Origin of the sequence: Actinomadura sp. NBRC 104425 (assembly GCF_030269545.1) — a bacterium.
Taxonomy (GTDB): Bacteria; Actinomycetota; Actinomycetes; order Streptosporangiales; family Streptosporangiaceae; genus Spirillospora; species Spirillospora keratinilytica.
In genome coordinates this window covers 16,624-33,354 of the sequence record NZ_BSTN01000006.1, presented here as the reverse complement: position 1 = coordinate 33,354, position 16,731 = coordinate 16,624, and the positions used below count along the sequence as shown (strand labels likewise).

Sequence of the window (16,731 nt, the reverse complement as noted above, 5' to 3'; positions counted from 1 at the left end):
CCGGGACCTCGCCCCGGCTCCTGTTGTAGTGCCCCCTGTCGCGACCGCATCCGACGGGTACCCCGCGCGCATCCGACGGACTTTACCTGCGGATAGCATCAGCCGTATGAGTCCCGACTTTCCCACGTATGCCCCGTCGGACGAGCACGAGATGCTGCGCAGCACGGTCCGCGAGCTGGCCGAAGCCAAGATCGCGCCGTTCGCCGCGCAGGTGGACGAGGAGTCCAGGTTCCCGCAGGAGGCGCTGGACGCGCTGGTGCAGAACGACCTGCACGCGGTGCACATCCCCGAGGCCTACGGGGGCGCCGGGGCGGACGCGCTGGCCACCGTGATCGTGATCGAGGAGGTCGCCCGGGTGTGCGCGTCCTCCTCGCTGATCCCGGCGGTCAACAAGCTGGGCACGGTGCCGGTGCTGCTGGCCGGCTCCGAGGAGCTCAAGAAAAAGTACCTGACCCCCGTCGCGCGCGGCGAGGCCATGTTCTCCTACGCGCTGTCGGAGCCCGAGGCCGGGTCGGACGCGGCCTCGATGAAGACGCGGGCGGTGCGCGACGGCGACCACTGGGTGCTCAACGGCACCAAGATGTGGATCACCAACGCGGGGGTGTCGCAGTACTACACGGTGATGGCCGTCACCGACCCGTCGGCGGGGGCGCGGGGCATCTCGGCGTTCGTCGTGGACAAGGACGACGAGGGCGTGTCGTTCGGCGCCAAGGAGCGCAAGCTGGGCATCAAGGGGTCGCCGACGCGGCAGGTGATCCTGGAGGACGTGCGGATCCCCGCCGACCGCATCATCGGCGCCGAGGGCACCGGGTTCAAGACCGCCCTGGCCACCCTCGACCACACCCGCATCACCATCGCCGCCCAGGCCATCGGCATCGCGCAGGGCGCCCTGGACTACGCGCTGGGCTACGTCAAGGAGCGCAAGCAGTTCGGCAAGGCGATCGCCGACTTCCAGGGCGTGCAGTTCATGCTGGCCGACATGGCGATGCGGCTGGAGGGGGCGCGGCAGCTCACCTACCACGCGGCGGTGAAGTCCGAGCGGGCCATGAACGGCGAGCAGGTGCCGGACCTGACGTTCGTGTCGTCGGCGTGCAAGTGCCTGGCCTCGGACGTGGCGATGGACATCACCACCGACGCCGTGCAGCTGCTGGGCGGGTACGGCTACACCCGCGAGTACCCGGTCGAGCGGATGATGCGCGACGCCAAGATCACACAGATCTACGAGGGCACCAACCAGATCCAGCGCATGGTCATGGCCCGCCAGCTCCTCAAGTGACGCCGGTTCCTCAAGTGACGCGGTCGTCTGCGGCCCGGAGCACCGCGCGCTGCGGGCCCCTGGACGGGGGCGTGGAGCGCTCCGCCGGGCGAAGGGCCGCACGACCGCACGAGGGATCCAATAACCTGGGCACGTGAGTCTGCGCCTGTACGACACCGGAACCCGTACCGTCCGCACGTTCGAGCCCCTGGAAGAGGGGCGCGTGGGGATGTACGTGTGTGGTGCCACGCCGCAGGCCGCCCCGCACATCGGCCATCTGCGCTCGGGCGTCATCTACGACGTGCTGCTGCGCTGGCTGCGCCGGTCCGGCTACGAGGTGACCTTCGTCCGCAACGTCACCGACGTCGACGACAAGATCATCGCGGTGTCGCAGGCCCAGGGCCGCCCGTGGTTCGCGGTGGCCGAGGCGAACCAGCGCGTGTTCACCCGGGGCTACGACGTGCTCGGCTGCCTGCCGCCGACGATCGAGCCGCGCGCCACCGGGCACGTCCCGGAGATGATCGTGCTGATCCGGCGGCTGATCGAGGCCGGGCACGCCTACGCCGTCGGCGGGGACGTCTACTTCGACGTCAAGTCGTGGGCCGACCGGTACGGGGCGCTGTCCAACCAGCGCCTGGAGAACATGCGCTCGGCCGGGGACACCCCCAACGAGGAGTACAAGCGCGACCCGCGCGACTTCGCGCTGTGGAAGAGCGTCAAGCCGGGCGAGCCGTCCTGGGAGACCCCGTGGGGCGAGGGACGCCCCGGCTGGCACCTGGAGTGCTCGGCCATGGCCACCAAGTACCTCGGGCCCACGTTCGACATCCACGGCGGCGGCGTCGACCTGATCTTCCCGCACCACGAGAACGAGATCGCCCAGTCGCAGGCGGCCGGGGACGGGTTCGCCCGCTACTGGCTGCACAACGGGCTGCTCACCGTCGACGGCGAGAAGATGGCCAAGTCGGTCGGCAACGTCGTGCTGCTCGACGACCTGCTCGGCAAGGCCCGCCCGGCCGAGATCCGCTACTACCTGGCGTCGGCGCACTACCGCTCCCTCATGGACTACACCGACGTGGCCCTGGCCGAGGCCGTGTCCGCCTACCAGCGCGTCGAGGGATTCGTGACCCGCGCCGCCGAGCAGGTGGGGGCGGGCTCCGCCGACGGCGAGCTGCCCGAGGCGTTCACCGCCGCGCTGGACGACGACCTGGGCGTGCCGCAGGCGCTGGCCGTCGTGCACGAGACCGTGCGGGAGGGCAACAGCGCGCTGGCGTCCGGCGACCAGGAGGCCGCCCGCCGCCACCTGGCCTCGGTGCGGGCCATGATGGACGTCCTGGGGCTGGACCCGCTGTCGCCGCAGTGGTCCCGCGCCGGCGAGGAGGACCTGCTGCCCGTGGTGGAGGCCCTCGTCGCGGTCGCGCTCGACCAGCGGCAGGCGGCCCGCGCCCGCAAGGACTACGCCTCCGCCGACGCCATCCGCGACCAGCTCGCCAGGGCCGGGATCGTCGTCGAGGACACACCCCACGGCCCCCGCTGGGAGCTCAAGCGGGCCTGACCGGGCGGGACGCGGCGGACCGTCGCGCCGCGGCCGTCCGGTGCGCCACATAAAATCGCGTGCTCGGGGCGTTCGCCGCTGTGCCGCCCTCACGCGAGCGGAACTGCAGAAGGGCGTACAGAACGACCATGGCCAAGCGCAAGGGCCGAGGGCCCACCCCCAAGGCCGAAGACCGCCACTGGCACGCCAAGCGGCAGCGTGCCCGGGCCGCCAAGAACGCCCGCCGTACCGGCACCCCCACCCTGGGGCCGGGCGGCCGGGAGAAGCTCGCCGAGGCCCGGCGCGCCGCCGAGGCGGCGGGCCGGGGCCGCCCCGCGGGCGCGCGCCGCGCCGACGGCGAGGCCCTCGAGCTGGTCACCGGCCGCAATCCCGTGGTGGAGGCCCTGCGCGCCGGCGTTCCGGGCAGCGCGCTGTACGTCACGTCCAGCACCGACGAGCGCGTCCGCGAGTCGATCCAGCTGGCCGCCGATCGGGGCATTCCGCTGCTGGAGACGGCCAAGCCCGAGCTCGACCGCCTCACCGACGGCGCCGTCCACCAGGGCATCGCCCTGCAGGTGCGGCCGTACCGCTACGCCCACCCCGACGACCTGCTGAAGGGCGCCGCGCCGCTGATCGTGGCCGTGGACGGCATCACCGACCCGCGCAACCTCGGCGCGATCGTGCGGTCGGCCGCCGCGTTCGGCGCGTCCGGGGTCGTGGTGCCCGAACGCCGCGCCGCCGGGGTCACCGCGGGCACCTGGAAGGCGTCGGCGGGGACGCTGGCCACGGTGCCGGTGGCCCGCGCCACCAACCTGGCCCGGCAGCTCAAGGTGTACCAGCAGGCGGGCTGCTTCGTCGCGGGCCTGGACGCGCGCGGCGGCGTCACCGTCGCCGACCTGGAGGTCGCCGACGGGCCGTTCGTGCTGGTCGTCGGCTCCGAGGGCAAGGGTTTGGGCCGCCTGGTCGCCGAAACCTGCGACCTGCTGGCGACCATCCCCATGCCGGGCCGCGCCGAGTCCCTCAACGCCGGCGTGGCCGCCGGCATCGCCCTGTACGAGGTCGCCCGCCGCCGCGCGTCCTGACCCCCGCCTTCCCGAATACCGGCAAGCGCATCACCCGCGGCGTCGACTACCATGCGGGACGAACCTGCCGGTGTAGCTCAATTGGCAGAGCACCTGTCTTGTAAACAGGGGGTTAGGGGTTCAAGTCCCCTCACCGGCTCCGCAGGTCAGGGCCCTGTCCCGATCTTGGGGCGGGGCCCTGGGCGGCCCCGGATTCGGGGCTGATGGGACCAGAATGGGACCGTGGTGTCACGAGCTTGCCCGCTCCTTGTCGCGGGCATTGCCCACCAGTGTGGCGATCGCCGCGGCTGCTTCGTCGTGCAGTGCGGGGCGGACGTGCGTGTAGAGGTCCTGGGTGATGCGGGTCGTGGAGTGGCCGTGCCCGTCCGACACGACCTTGATGGGGACGCCGGCCTCCAGGGCGATGCTGGCGGCGGTGTGGCGTCCCTCGTGCAGCGTGATCGGCGGGAGTCCGGCTTCGCGGGCCAGCTCCTTGAAGTGCTTGCTCACCCATGACGGTACGAGCGGGCGGCCGTCCTCCCGGCAGAAGACGAGGCCGTGGTCCTGGTACGCCTCGCCGGCGGCGAGCCGTTCGCGGCGGAGCCGGTTCAGGTGGGCGGGGAACATTTCGACGGTGCCGCGGTCGAACGCCACGGTGCGGCGGCTCGCCAGCGACTTGGGGGTGTCCACGACGATCTTCCCGTCGACTTCCAGGATCGTCTGGGCGATCCTGGCGTATCCCTTCCCGGCCTTCACGTCCAGGTCCAGGTCCTCGCGGCGGATGCCGCACGCCTCGCCGCGTCGGGGGCCGCGCAGCAGGATGATGCGGTACAGCAGCGACAGGCGGTCGTCCTTCGAGTGCTCCAGGAACGGGCGACCTGTTCGGGGGACCAGACCCGCGCGGGGTCACGCACCTCCGGCGGCAGCTCCACCGCCAGGCACGGGTTCCAGTGGCGCGTGCCGGGCCTTTTGATCGCCTGGTTGTAGCAGTTCCGCAGGACGGCGAGGATGCGGTGCTGTGAGGCGATTCCGACTTTGCGGGGCATTGTGCGTTTGTCGTCGGGCAGGTAGGGCTTGCGTCCCTCCTGCTCGGCGGCCTGGATCTCGGCGTTCCATTCTTCGATCGTGTCGATCATGCCGAGGATGTGTTCCGGCATCAGCTGGTCGCGGGGGATCTCTCCCAGCAGCGGGATCAGGTATTGATCCATGATCCTGCGGTACGACGTCCAGGTGTTCAGCTTCTTGTGCCGCTTGGTTTCAATCCAGCTTTCGAGTTCTTCACGGACGGTGACTTCGGGGGCGGTGAGGTCGGCGGAGGCGCCGAGTTTGCGTCGCACCTCCTCGATGGTGGGCAGCGGGCCGCGGCGCGCGGACTTGGCGAAGATCATGTCGCCGATGCGCTGCCGTAGCCGGTCGTCGGCGCCGGCGAGTTTGATCAGGTCGTGGATGTGGTCGAGTGCGGTCTCGGCCTGCTTCTTGGTGGTGTAGCCGCCGCGCTTGAGGCGGCGTCCCTTGCGTTCGGTGGTGTTGATGCGAACGTCGAGGGTCCAGGTGCCGTACCGGCTGTTGGACAGCTTCGGACACGTGAGGTCAATCTGCTTGCCGGTCGACGGGTCCTTGCAGCCGCACCGTTTGTAGACGGTTCCCTTCATGGTCGGTTCTCCATGGATGTGGGGGAGTGGAGAGGGCGTGTCCCGGCGTTGTGGGAACGGCGGGACACGCCCTCGGGGGTTACTGGTCGTGCGGGGTTATGGGCAGAGGATGCGCAGGCGCAGTTTCACTGGCTGTTCGATGCCGGCGACGCACAGCCCGCGGGGCTTCCACCGGCCGGGCTGGCCCGGCCTGGCGGGGCGTCCGGGTGGGTGCGGGCGGCCGCGCGGCGGGTCGGGGCGTCCGCGGGGAGGTCCGAAGTTATCCACGGGGCGCCGCCCCCGCACCTCCTCGGAGGGCGGGGGCGGCTTTGTCATGCTGGCCGCTGCCGGCCGGAACCTGCGGCCGCGGGTTCGGCCTCAGACCGGGTTGTCGGGCGAATCGAGGTAGACGTACTGGCGGTCGGGGTGGACGGCGAGCCCGAACTGGAGGGTCGACGGCTGCCCGACCTTCTTCCACCACCGGTAGGCGGCCTCGATCTCCTCCCACAGGCGGCGCGGTCCGTACTGGAGCACCCGGTGCGCGGTGGTGCCCTCGGCGACCTGCACGCATGCCCAGGACTGGCCGGCGAACGCCCAGAAGGTGAAGTCGTCGGTGCCGTCGTCGGCGTCGATGAACCTTCGGGCCACCTCGGGCAGCCGCAGCCCGACCGCGAACGAGGCGTCGAGGTCGTCCCAGGCGACCGCGTCCGGGTGCAGGGTCGTGGACGATTCGGCCGCGCCGGTCAGGTCGGTCGGTGGTTGGGGGCGGGGGGTGCGCTGGGCGCGCAGCCACATGAACGCCACCGTGTTGTCGATGAACAGGCCGTGCGCGGTGCCGTACTCGTCGACCGTCAGTCGGACGAGTGCCCCGTTGTCGTAGGCGGTTCCCCAGGGGGTGAGGATGAGCCCGCCGGGCCGGGTCTGCTCCACCCACGCATACGGGATGTGTTGGACGGCTGCGGTGGCGATGATCCGGTCGTACGGCGCGCCCGGCGCATGGCCGTCGGCGCCGTCGCCGGTCACCACGGTGGGCGTGATGCCCGCTTCTGCGAGCGTCTTGCGGGCGCGGTCGGCGATGACGGGGTCGACTTCGATTGTGGTGACGTTCTGCTCGCCGGCCGTGTGCGCCAGCAGGGCCGCGTTCCACCCGGTACCGGTGCCGATCTCCAGGACCCGCATGCCCGGCTCCACCTGCAGGTAGGCGAGCATTCTGGCCACGATGGACGGTTTGGAGATCGAGCTGGTGACGAGTCGGCCTCGGCCGGTGTCCGGGGTGGCGCCGTCGTCGACCTGCGTGACGATCGGCTCGTCGGCGTAGGCGGTCTCCAGCCACGCCGCCGGGTCGTCCTCGCGGCGCCGTGTGGTGAGTCCGCCGTCGTCGGTGTCGGCCCAGATGAGGTCCGGGACGAACCGGTGCCGCGGCATGGCCAGGAACGCCGGGCGCCACCGGTCGGTAAGCATGCCGGCGTCCGTGAGCTTGTCGATGAGCTGCTGGTTCAGGGCTTCGGCCTCGCTCACTTGCCCTTGCCGCCCTTGCCCTCGTCGTCCTTGGCCCTTTTGCCCTTGCTCGGCTGCTTGGTGGGGTCGACGAACGTGCCGTGCTGGTCTTTGGGCTTGGAGCCGTCCCGGGTGTTGCCGCCCGTGCCGTGCATGCCCATCTCTGCCTCCATGTGGTGTCGCTGCTGATTGAAGTCGCGGGGGTTGAGTGGTGGCTACCTCCCTTCAGGGTCCAGTCCTGTAGCGGGTCGGTTGCTCGCCTCGCTGCCGGTGCTCGGACTGTGCCGAGCCGCCGTATGACCTCGCGGATCTGCCGGGCGGGGAAGTGCAGGCTGGCGAACTCGGTCGGGCCCGAAGAGCGGAGGCGGATGTTGGGGGCCCAGCCGTTGCCCTTGGCCAGGTCCGCGGTGAGCGCGAGCAGCCGCTGCATGTCGCCGACCGGCATGGTCAGCCAGGCGAAGCCGTCGTAGAACGCGGCGTACCGCTCCCGCCGCTCGGGCGGTATCCGGGTGCCGCCGCCGCGGATGGCCTCGCCGGCGTCCTGGCAGCACATCAGCGTTTCGTAGCCCTCGGCCCAGAGCGCCTGGACCAAGTCGGCCATGCCGACGTCGACCTGGATGGTCTCGCCGGTGGGCGTGCGCAGGTTTCGTGTGGGGTGAATCTGCGGGGGGCGGTCGGTCATCGGGGTCCTCTGCGGTAGGCCGCCCACTGCCGGATCGCGGCCAGGTAGGGCGGCATCCACGGGGCCGGGCGCAGTCGGTAGCGGCGTCGCCACAGCTCCTCATGCAACGTCACGTACAGGTCGATGTCGGCCGGGTCGGCGTCGAGCCAGGAGGGGAACTGGGCCGCCCAGTCCTCCGCCTGTGCCGGGGACTGCCCGGATATCAGCATCCAGGGGATGATCTGGCCGATCTCCACCCAGGGCGCGCCGCGCGAGGCGAATGCCCAGTCGACCACGTAGGCGCGGCGGCCGGGTGTGATGATCAGGTTGTGGGGGTTCAGGTCGGTGTGCAGCAGCGCGTCACCGACCATCGGTGAGACGTCGCCGCCCAGGTTCTCCCAGCGTCGTTCGACGGGCATCGTCACCACGTCCGGACGGGGCGTTGCCTGCAGTTCGTGCACCGTCTTGGCCAGGACGCTCAGGTCGGGTGACCCTGGCGAGTAGTCCGCGGTGCGGCCTGCGACGTACTCGAAGCCGAGCGCCAGCCACCCCCCGGCCTCCGCGTGCCACAGAAGCCGGGGGGGCGAACCGGGGCACACGCGGGCACACCAGTGCCTCGCGCCGCAGCGACCGGACCTCCGGGCCGTCCCGGTCCTCCAGCTTCCGCGCGGCCTTGACGAACGTCGTCCCACCGGGCGTCTCCACCGCGGACGCGATGTCGGCGTGGTTGCCCGCGGGGGCCGGGGTGACGCGCAGGATCGGGCCGGTCCGGGTCTCTATGGCCTCCCGCACCTCTGCGGGAAGGTCGGTCCAGTCGCTACGTGGCATGGCGTCCTCAGCTCAGCCGGGTGACCTTCAGGTAGCAGTTGTCGGTCTGGCAGCAGCTCGTGCCGCGCTGCCACATGCGGTCGTCGACCTCCCAGCCGAAGTGACGCATGACGCGGACCGTGAGGTCCAGCGACCGGCCGGAGGTGATCGACTCGTTCACGATGGGCACGTGGTCGATGAACTTCCCGCCGGTCAGCATCGCGCAGAACTCGCGCCATTCGGCGGTGAAGTCCAGGAAGTAGTGGATCGCCGGGTCGACGGCCTCCGACGGGGTGAGGTACCGGAACTCGTACCCGCCCTCGATCACGAAGGTCGGCGGGTCCTCGGGGTCGTAGGCGGCGACGGTCGCGACGTACGCGAGCATCTGCTCGACCATCAGCTCACCGTAGTAGCGGGCGACCGGCATGTGCTCCTGGACGCGCGCGACGATCTGGTCGAACAGCTCGACCGAGATCAGGGCGTGCGGGTCGCGGGCGGCGACGGCCTGGGCCGTCCTTTCGATCGTGACGCTCATCAGCTCCTCCGAGCCTCCGGCGCTGACAGGTTTCCCGCGGCCAGGGCGCGCCGGTCGTTCCCTGATCCGTGGGGCCGCCCCCGGGACCGGGTCGCAGTGGTCCCGGGGGCGAAGGTGGGTGCACCGGCTTCGGCGCGCCCACGTCTGGTGGGGGGCGGCGGCGCGAGGATCGGGGGCGGTTGTCCATCGCACGGCCACCCCCGGTCTAGGCGTCCGGCTCGGGGCCGGGCGCGGGGGTCGGCGTCAGGGTGGGGCGGGGCGTCGTCCATCCCGGCGGCAGCGGGTCGGCGTCGGCCTGGAGGCCGGTCACCTCGCGAATGTGACGCGCCAACGCCGTGGGGTCGTCGAGATCGTCCTGCCACGCGGGGAGGCCGAGCCCGAGGACCTCGGCGTACACCGCGGTCCGCAGTTCGGCGTCCTCGCCGTCCAGGGCAACCAGGACCGCCGCCCACAGGGCGCGGGGGATACCGACGTAGCCGTCCCCGGCCAGCTGCGGGCCCGCCCCGCTCACCAGGGCTCCGTCCAGGTCACCGCGTCGAGCAGCCGCCGCAGCGGCCCGGGACGCCGGTCGGCTTCGTGACGGCCGCGCACCGGCCGCCGCGCGGGGGCGTGCTCGGTCTTGGGGACGGACGAGAAGGGCCAGGACGGCGTCGGACGCCGTACGGGCGCGGGCGGCGACCAAAGGCCCGCCGTCATCCCGCCGGCGCCCGGCAGCCCGGCCGGTGCCTGCTGCAGGCGGCCAGCGCACGGCCCGGCGGCGTGCAGAAGCTGCCCCAGCTCCGTGGCCGTGGGCGCCGCGACCAGGTAGTCACGATCGCCGTCGTACAGGACGGCGAACCACCTGGCGGCGGCACGCCCCCACCACAGCGGCACGCTCGTCCAGGGGATGTCGCCGGACCTTGGGGGTTCGGACGGGTCCGCCGGGTGAGTCGTACAACCCAGTGCGCGGGTGAGTCGTGCAACGCAGTGCGCAGGTCGGGGCGCGCTGTCCCGAAGCGTGCCTGCATGTGCCGAGTGCCCGGGCCTTGTTGTGTGCCCATGGCAGAATGACACGCGTTCGGAGAGGCGCCAGGGCTCGTGATGGCGGGGGAGCGCGCGCCTCCCCGTCGAGGATGCACGGACCACGGTCGCCTTCCGCGACGGGGCGGAAGCGGGGCTTTCCAGGGAGCACCGGGGGCCGGGGGCACACCCCGGGCCGACTGCCGGGAGGAGGTGCGGCGGCGTGTCCCAGGCCGGTCGGCGCCTGCCCGCCCGCCTCGGTGCGACGCTCTCGGCCCTGACCCTCACCGCCCTCTTCGCCGTCCCCGTGCGCCCCGCCGACGCCGCAGTCGGCGCGCGCACCGACCAGATCCGGGCCCGGGAGTGGCATCTGACCGCGCTGCGCATCCCCCGCGTGTGGCGCACGTCCAAGGGCGGCGGCGTGACCGTCGCGGTGCTGGACACCGGGGTCGACGGGAAGCATCCCGACCTGGTCGGCCGGGTGACCACCGGGCCCGACCTCACCGGCGGGCTGCGCCGCCCCGGCGGCCGCTACTGGGGCCTGCACGGCACGTCCATGGCGAGCATCATCGCCGGGCACGGCCACGGCCCCGGCGGCGCGCAGGGCGTGATGGGCGTGGCGCCTCAGGCCCGCATCCTGTCGGTCCGGGTGACGTGGGAGAACGACGATCCGCTGCGGCAGGCCGGGGGGCAGCTCGGCGGCCGCAACCGGGACGCGGTCGCGCAGGGCATCCGGTACGCGGTCGACCACGGCGCCGACATCATCAACATGTCGCTGGGCGGCGGCAAGCTGTTCTACGACGGCAGCTCCAGCGAGGAGAACGCGATCCGGTACGCGCTCGACAGGGGCGTGGTGCTGATCGCGTCGGCGGGCAACGACGGGTCGGGCGCCAACCGCAAGAACTTCCCCGCGGCGTATCCGGGGGTCATCGCCGTGGGGGCCGTCGACCGGCGGATGCGCATCTGGAAGGACAGCAACCGGCACTCGTACGTGGAGGTGTGCGCGCCCGGCGTCGACATCGTCAGCGCGGACGCCAGCAGCGGCTACGTGGTCGGCACGGGGACGAGCCCGTCCTCGGCCATCGTCGCCGGGGTCGCCGCGCTGATCCGCGCCCGCTACCCGAAGCTGACGCCGCAGCAGGTGCGGCAGGCGCTCGTCCAGGGGTCGGTGCCCCGCGAGCAGCCCGGCGGCGGCACCACGTGCTCCACGACGCTGGACGGCGTGCGCGCCATGAGCGTGGCCGCCTCCATCAGCCGGGCGTCGCGCAGTCCGGAGGCGACCCCCGCCACCTCGGCCGAGCCGGTGGAACCCGACGTCGCCGCGGAGGACGAGGGGACGGGCGTCATGCTGCCCGCCATCCTGGTGGGCGGCGGCGTCCTGGTGGCGGCGGGCGTGCTGCTGGGCTGGCTGCAGCGGAGGCGGCCCGAGGACGACTTCGAGGACGACGCCGACGACGACTCCCCGTACGACGTGTGGCGGCCGAGGCAGCCGCCCGAGCGCGTCGGAGCGCAGGCGGGCGACCCGTCCGGTGTCTCGGTGGGCCCCGTGCACGCCCCCTTGTGGCAGAGCAACGAGGTCTTCCCGGGAGGCGACCCGCCCATGGTGTCCATGGCGCCGCCGCCCCCGCCGCCGGAAGCGGATTTCCAGACGGCGTCAGAGCCCGCCCCCGAGCCGCGGCAAGAGCCGGAGCCCACGCCCGACCCCGGATCCTGGCCGGGGCCCGAGCAGCAGTGGCGGCTGCGTCCCTTCGTCCCGGAGGAGTTCAGCGGCGGCGTCACCCGTGTCAACGGCTACGGAACGGAACCCCCCGAGGGGCACAGGCTGGACGGCCTGAACGGTTTCCACGCCAAGGCCGACGACCTCGACCCGTATGACGAGCCCGCCCGCCAGGCCGACGAACCGGTGTTCGACGACGAGGAGTGGGAGAGGTTCCGCCGCAGCGTGCTGGGCGACGCCCTCGACTTCACGGGTGAGCCCGACTCCACGGGTGAGCCCGACTACACCGTGCCTCCGCCGCGCCAGGGGGACATGCCCGAGGCGCCTGCGGACAGCACGACCGACGAACTGCCCGCGGTGGCGTTCCCGTCCGCGCCCCCGCCCGGCCTGGACGACACCGGCGAGCCCCCCGGCAAGTTCATCTCACCCCCCGGCCTGGACGACGACTCCCTGGGGCGCCCCTCCCGCAGGCAGCGGCCGCCCGACGAGGACGACTACCGGCCGCCGTGGTGGTGAGCCCCGGGCTACTCCGCGTGGCGTAGCGGTGGAGCCTCCAGACGTACGACGACATGGCCCGGACCTGTCGCCGAGCATCGGAACATCCGACGACGACAGGAGGTCGATGACGATGATGGCGACGCTCACGGCGCTGGCCGCGCACCCGGGCCCGGGCTGGCACGACAACGGCTGGAACGACGCGCCCGCCTGGTGGCCGGTGTTCCCGATCACTTTCGGGTTGTTCTGGGCGGCCGTGCTGGCGGCGGCCTTCTACCTGATCCGCCGCCGCATGGCCGCGACCGCGGTCCAGGCCGACCCGCTGGCCCGCGCGCACGCCACGCTGGCCGAACGCTTCGCCCGGGGCGAGATCGACGAGGACGAGTACTTCAGCCGCCTGTCCGCCCTCCGCAACGGCTGACCCCGGCGGGTGCCGTCTGGCCCCCGGCCGCCTCCGGCCGCTCTTGGGCCGTGCCTTTCCGGCGCACGGGCGCGTCCGCCCGGAACCGGGCCCGGGCTCCGGTGCCTGGTGGTTGTTCGGGTTGGGGGGCGGCGCCGGTGAGCGTGTGAGGGGCGGGTGGTCAGTCGGCGCCGGCTTCGCGGAAGATCTTTTCGATGCCCTCCAGTTGGGCGGGCGTCTGGACGGCGGCCTCGGCGAAGCGGGTGAGCAGGCGGGCGAACTCGGCCCGCTCCTCGGGGGTCCAGTCGGCCATCAGGCCGGCCAGATAGGCGCGGCGGGAGCGTTCGGCGACCTGCCGGACGCGGTGGCCCGCCTCGGTGAGGCCGAGGTTGGCGCGGCGGGCGTCCACCGGGGACGGGCGGCGCGACACCAGGCCCGCATCGATGGCGTGGCCGACCAGTCGGCTGGCGGTGGACGGGTCGATCTCCAGGCGTTCGGCGACCGCGCCGACCGTGACCTCGGTCGTGGGGCAGCCCGGGTCCTCCGCGGCGGCGGACAGTGCGGCGACCGCGTGCACCACCATCAGGTTGGAGTACTGCAGCGGGCGCCCGCCCGGCCCGCCGGAGGTCTGCGCCCGGATCTTCTTCATCAGATCGGGCTTGATCCAGATCCGGCGCAGGTGGAACAGCGCCCGGCCGATCTCCGACAGGACGGTGTCGGGAGGCTCGGCGGAGTCCTGGGAGGAGGAGGGTCCCCCGGACGCGTGCTCCGTCGCCATTGCCACGGCCTCCGTTCACCGTGTCGGTCTGTCCACAAATACGATTGCAGCGTACACATGAATTCGCATGCAATCTACATGCGTTCCCACGTGTCCTACTTTTGGCACAACGCGGGCCGTCGTCCGATAGTGGCATGCCCGGAGCGCGACGTCCGGCACCGGACGATATCGGGGAAAGGTCGCGAGGAAACCGCCCCGACAGGCGCGCCGAGACGGCCCGTCCGAAGGCCGCTTTGTGGTGCACTGGTAGCCGTTCGTGACGACGAGGCCCCCTCAGCCCCATGCCATCACCGGTCACCGCCGTGCCGTTCCGGCGGAACGCCCGGCCGATGGCCGCGCGGACGCGTACCATGGCACCGGCCGAACCCGGACGACCCGGGATCACTAACCACAGAGGGGACGTCATGTGCGAGACGTCGGCCCCCGCCGGCGACCCCCGCGTGCGGCCCCGACGACGGCCCCCGACAGGACGGCAGCATGAACGACGGCCCAGCCCTGCAACCGGTGCCCGACGGCCAGGACGACCCCGCCTTCCCGGCCGGCAAACTGTCCGAGCGCGACCGCCGGATCCTCGCCTTCGAACGGCAGTGGTGGAAGTACGCCGGCGCCAAGGAGCAGGCGATCCGCGAGCAGTTCGACATGTCGGCGACGCGCTACTACCAGCTCCTCAACATCCTGCTCGACCGCCCCGAAGCCCTGGAGTACGACCCGATGCTCGTCAAGCGCCTGCGCCGGATGCGCGCGCAACGGCAGCGGCAGCGCGCCGCGCGCCGGTTCGGAATCCGGCCCTGAGTGCCCGACACTGGACGGGTGGACGTCTTCTCCCCGACAACGGCCGCCGGCGCGGACGGCCTGGACGCGATCCGCACCGACCCGGGCGGCGCCGTGCTCGGGTTCGACTTCGACGGCACGCTCGCGCCCATCGTCGACGACCCGGCGGCGGCACGGGCCCATCCCGGGGCGGCCGCTGCGCTGGCCCGCCTCGCCCCGCGCGTGGGCGCGCTGGCGATCATCACCGGCCGTCCCGCGGCCGTGGCCGTGGAGTACGGCGGGCTCGACGGCGTGGACGGCCTGGTGGTGCTCGGGCAGTACGGCCTGGAGCGCTGGGAGGCCGGCGAGCTGACCACGCCCGAGCCGCCGCCCGGTGTCGCCGAGGCGCGCGCCAAGCTGCCCGAGATTCTCAGGGCCGCGGGCGCGCCGGACGCGACCTACGTCGAGGACAAGGGGCAGGCGGTGGCGGTGCACACCCGCCGCTGCGCCGAGCCGCAGGTCGCGCTCGACCGGCTGCGCGGCGTCCTGGAGGCGCTCGCCGAACGCACCGGTCTGGCCGTGGAGCCGGGACGGTTCGTCCTGGAGCTGCGCCCGCCCGGCATGGACAAGGGCATGGCCCTGCGCCGTTTCCTGGACGAGACGCGCTCCGCCCGCCCCGGCGGCCGCCCCTTCCCCTCGGCGGTGCTGTTCGCCGGGGACGACCTCGGCGACCTGGCCGCCTACGATGCGATCGACGCGCTGCGCGCCGAGGGCGTTCCGGGGGTGAAGGTGTGCAGCGGCTCGGCCGAGGTGACCGCTCTCGCCGACCGCGCCGACCTGGTGGTGGACGGCCCCGACGGGGTGGTCGGCTTCCTGGACGCTCTCGCCGGTTCCCTGGACGGGAGCTGAGCGCGCGGTCGCGGTGCCGGGTGCCGGGTCACTACTCGGCCTCGGGGTCGTCGGCGAGGATGCTGTACAGGCGGCGGCGGGCGTCGTTGACGACCTCCAGCGCGCGTTCCTTCTGGGACGGGCTCCCGACGGCCGCGACCTGGTGCAGCGCGCCCATCAGCTGGGCGATCGCCTGCCGGCCGCGCAGCTCCTGCTCGCCGACGGCGCCCGTCACCTCCTCCCACGGCGGGGCGGGCTGCGCGGCGGCCTCCTCGCGGCCCGCCTCGGTCAGCCTGAACAGGCGCTTGCCGCCGTCCTGCTCGCTGACGAGCTTGCCCTCGTCCTCCAGCATCTGCAGCGTCGGGTAGACCGAGCCGGGGCTCGGCCGCCAGACGCCGCCGGTGCGCTCGTCGAGCTCCTGGATCATCTCGTAGCCGTGCATGGGCCGCTCGGCCAGGAGGGCCAGGAGGGCGGCCCGCACGTTGCCGCGCTTGATGCGGCGTCCGCGTCCGCCGCCGGGGCCCCGCCTGCCCGGGTGTCCCGGGCCGAACCCGGGACCGAAACCGGGGCCGAACCCCGGGCCGCCCGGCCCCGGGCCCCAGCCGAACGGGGCGCCGCGCCGGCCTCGTGACCCGTCCTCGGGGAACCGGCCGTGCCGGATGAAGTGATCGTTGTGATGCATCGCTGCCCATCCTTCCACTGTTGACTGATCGCGATGCATTAACGATATATCGAAATCGGTCGCGATACAACACCCGGGGGCCGGACGGCCCCCCGCGAGAGGACCGGGGCGGACCGGCGGTAGCCTCTCCCGGCCCACGACAGGCCGTCCGGATGACCGGCCTTCGCGCAGGACAGGAAAGGCACAGCACATGCTCGACAGCGACGTCGCCGTACTCGACGACCCGGTTGGTGAGTCGCTCCGCGGCCGTCACGGACATCTGGCCCGCCGGCTCGGCCGCGCGGCCGGATACCTTCCACAGGTCGCCACCTTCTCCGCGGTGTCCGCCGACCCGGACCCGGCGGAGTGGGCCGACCTCGCCCGACTGCTCGGCCGCGGTGAGCCGGCCGATCTGTTCAGCCACCCGGCGACCCCGCCAGCGGACTGGAAGCCCGTCTTCAGCCTCGACGGCTTCCAGATGATCGCCCCCGCCGGCGGTCTGCCCGGCCGCCCCGAGGCCGGACCCGACGCGGAAGTGGTCGAGCTGGGCGCCGGCGATGTGCCCGAGATGCTCGACCTTGCGGCGCGGACCCGGCCGGGGCCGTTCTGGCCCCGCACCCGCGAACTCGGCACCTATCTGGGCATCCGGGAGAATGGCGTGCTGGTCGCCATGGCGGGCGAACGGCTCCGGCCGCCGGGATGGACCGAGATCAGCGCCGTCTGCACCGCCCCCGAGGCGCGCGGACGGGGCCACGCCGGCCGCCTGGTGCGGGCGCTGGCGGCGCGCATCACCGCCCGCAGCGAGCGCCCGTTCCTCCACGTGGCCGCGGCCAACACCGGCGCGCTCGCGCTCTACGAGCGGCTCGGCTTCGTGATCCGCAAGCCTGTGACGTTCCGCGGGTTCCGAACGCCGTGACGCCGTGACGCCGTGACGCTGTGACGCCGTGACGCTGTGACGCCGTGACGCTGTGACGCCGTGACGCTGTGACGCCGTGACGCTGTGACGCCGTGACGCTGTGACGCCGTGACGCTGTGACGCCGTGACGCTGTGACGCCGTGACGCTG

General features: G+C 72.6%; 18 protein-coding genes and 1 tRNA gene. 9 read left to right on the top strand and 10 right to left on the bottom strand.

The features are described 5' to 3' along the window. The first annotated feature begins 106 nt into the window (after positions 1 to 106). The 4 genes from QSK22_RS11530 to QSK22_RS11515 all read left to right on the top strand — a co-directional run bounded on the left by QSK22_RS11530 (position 107) and on the right by QSK22_RS11515 (position 4,007). A complete protein-coding gene (locus tag QSK22_RS11530) occupies positions 107 to 1,276 on the top strand; it encodes an acyl-CoA dehydrogenase (RefSeq protein ID WP_285494081.1) in 1,170 nt (389 codons plus the stop codon). 133 nt (positions 1,277 to 1,409) lie between these two features. Beyond that, a complete protein-coding gene (gene cysS, locus QSK22_RS11525) occupies positions 1,410 to 2,807 on the top strand; it encodes a cysteine--tRNA ligase (RefSeq protein WP_285494080.1) in 1,398 nt (465 codons plus the stop codon). A 128-nt stretch (positions 2,808 to 2,935) separates the two neighbouring features. Further along, positions 2,936 to 3,868, top strand: a complete 933-nt coding sequence (rlmB, locus tag QSK22_RS11520) for a 23S rRNA (guanosine(2251)-2'-O)-methyltransferase RlmB (RefSeq protein ID WP_285494079.1) — start codon at positions 2,936 to 2,938, stop codon at positions 3,866 to 3,868. Between the two features lie 66 nt (positions 3,869 to 3,934). Continuing rightward, a tRNA-Thr gene (locus tag QSK22_RS11515) sits at positions 3,935 to 4,007 on the top strand. A gap of 89 nt (positions 4,008 to 4,096) precedes the next feature. Here the strand turns inward: QSK22_RS11515 and QSK22_RS11510 are convergent. The 8 genes from QSK22_RS11510 to QSK22_RS11475 all read right to left on the bottom strand — a co-directional run bounded on the left by QSK22_RS11510 (position 4,097) and on the right by QSK22_RS11475 (position 9,851). Continuing rightward, on the bottom strand, positions 4,097 to 4,663 hold the full coding sequence (locus QSK22_RS11510; RefSeq protein WP_285494347.1) for a site-specific integrase: 567 nt from the start codon (positions 4,661 to 4,663) through the stop codon (positions 4,097 to 4,099). Beyond that, positions 4,600 to 5,499, bottom strand: coding sequence for a site-specific integrase (locus tag QSK22_RS11505; protein WP_285494078.1), 900 nt, complete (start codon positions 5,497 to 5,499; stop codon positions 4,600 to 4,602). Before QSK22_RS11505 ends, QSK22_RS11510 begins: the two co-directional genes overlap by 64 nt. A gap of 357 nt (positions 5,500 to 5,856) precedes the next feature. Further along, complete coding sequence (locus tag QSK22_RS11500; RefSeq protein ID WP_285494077.1) at positions 5,857 to 6,996, bottom strand: methyltransferase domain-containing protein; 1,140 nt, start codon at positions 6,994 to 6,996, stop codon at positions 5,857 to 5,859. Further along, the gene (locus QSK22_RS11495) at positions 6,993 to 7,148 is read right to left on the bottom strand and encodes a hypothetical protein (RefSeq protein WP_285494076.1); all 156 of its coding nucleotides are present in this window, start codon (positions 7,146 to 7,148) and stop codon (positions 6,993 to 6,995) included. Before QSK22_RS11495 ends, QSK22_RS11500 begins: the two co-directional genes overlap by 4 nt. A gap of 505 nt (positions 7,149 to 7,653) precedes the next feature. Next, complete coding sequence (locus tag QSK22_RS11490; RefSeq protein ID WP_285494075.1) at positions 7,654 to 8,235, bottom strand: phosphotransferase; 582 nt, start codon at positions 8,233 to 8,235, stop codon at positions 7,654 to 7,656. A gap of 236 nt (positions 8,236 to 8,471) precedes the next feature. Continuing rightward, positions 8,472 to 8,978 carry a hypothetical protein gene (locus QSK22_RS11485; RefSeq protein WP_285494074.1) on the bottom strand — a complete coding sequence of 169 codons (507 nt, stop codon included), beginning with the start codon at positions 8,976 to 8,978 and terminating at the stop codon, positions 8,472 to 8,474. Positions 8,979 to 9,183: 205 nt separating this feature from the next. Further along, positions 9,184 to 9,489 carry a hypothetical protein gene (locus QSK22_RS11480; RefSeq protein WP_285494073.1) on the bottom strand — a complete coding sequence of 102 codons (306 nt, stop codon included), beginning with the start codon at positions 9,487 to 9,489 and terminating at the stop codon, positions 9,184 to 9,186. Then, on the bottom strand, positions 9,486 to 9,851 hold the full coding sequence (locus QSK22_RS11475; protein WP_285494072.1) for a hypothetical protein: 366 nt from the start codon (positions 9,849 to 9,851) through the stop codon (positions 9,486 to 9,488). The genes QSK22_RS11480 and QSK22_RS11475 overlap by 4 nt, the downstream gene beginning before the upstream one ends. A 349-nt stretch (positions 9,852 to 10,200) precedes the next feature. Between QSK22_RS11475 and QSK22_RS11470 the strand changes: the two genes are divergently transcribed. Both QSK22_RS11470 and QSK22_RS11465 read left to right on the top strand, forming a co-directional pair. Further along, a complete protein-coding gene (locus QSK22_RS11470; protein ID WP_285494071.1) occupies positions 10,201 to 12,210 on the top strand; it encodes a S8 family peptidase in 2,010 nt (669 codons plus the stop codon). Positions 12,211 to 12,316: 106 nt separating this feature from the next. After that, positions 12,317 to 12,610, top strand: coding sequence for an SHOCT domain-containing protein (locus QSK22_RS11465; RefSeq protein WP_285494070.1), 294 nt, complete (start codon positions 12,317 to 12,319; stop codon positions 12,608 to 12,610). 160 nt (positions 12,611 to 12,770) lie between these two features. Here QSK22_RS11465 and QSK22_RS11460 read toward each other — a convergent pair whose 3' ends face one another. Beyond that, positions 12,771 to 13,367: a MarR family winged helix-turn-helix transcriptional regulator gene (locus QSK22_RS11460; protein ID WP_285494069.1), complete on the bottom strand. Its 597-nt coding sequence runs from the start codon at positions 13,365 to 13,367 to the stop codon at positions 12,771 to 12,773. Positions 13,368 to 13,844: 477 nt separating this feature from the next. Here QSK22_RS11460 and QSK22_RS11455 point away from each other — a divergent pair, with 477 nt between their 5' ends. Together QSK22_RS11455 and otsB are read left to right on the top strand one after the other, a co-directional pair. Then, a complete protein-coding gene (locus tag QSK22_RS11455; protein WP_285494068.1) occupies positions 13,845 to 14,159 on the top strand; it encodes a DUF3263 domain-containing protein in 315 nt (104 codons plus the stop codon). A gap of 18 nt (positions 14,160 to 14,177) precedes the next feature. Further along, the gene (gene otsB, locus QSK22_RS11450; RefSeq protein ID WP_285494067.1) at positions 14,178 to 15,026 is read left to right on the top strand and encodes a trehalose-phosphatase; all 849 of its coding nucleotides are present in this window, start codon (positions 14,178 to 14,180) and stop codon (positions 15,024 to 15,026) included. A gap of 31 nt (positions 15,027 to 15,057) precedes the next feature. On the opposite strand, the gene QSK22_RS11445 is transcribed toward otsB, so the two are convergent. Then, positions 15,058 to 15,687 (bottom strand): PadR family transcriptional regulator, encoded by a 630-nt coding sequence (locus tag QSK22_RS11445; RefSeq protein ID WP_285494066.1) that lies wholly within the window; start codon positions 15,685 to 15,687, stop codon positions 15,058 to 15,060. 190 nt (positions 15,688 to 15,877) lie between these two features. Here QSK22_RS11445 and QSK22_RS11440 point away from each other — a divergent pair, with 190 nt between their 5' ends. Beyond that, the gene (locus QSK22_RS11440; RefSeq protein ID WP_285494065.1) at positions 15,878 to 16,582 is read left to right on the top strand and encodes a GNAT family N-acetyltransferase; all 705 of its coding nucleotides are present in this window, start codon (positions 15,878 to 15,880) and stop codon (positions 16,580 to 16,582) included. Positions 16,583 to 16,731 lie beyond the last annotated feature (149 nt).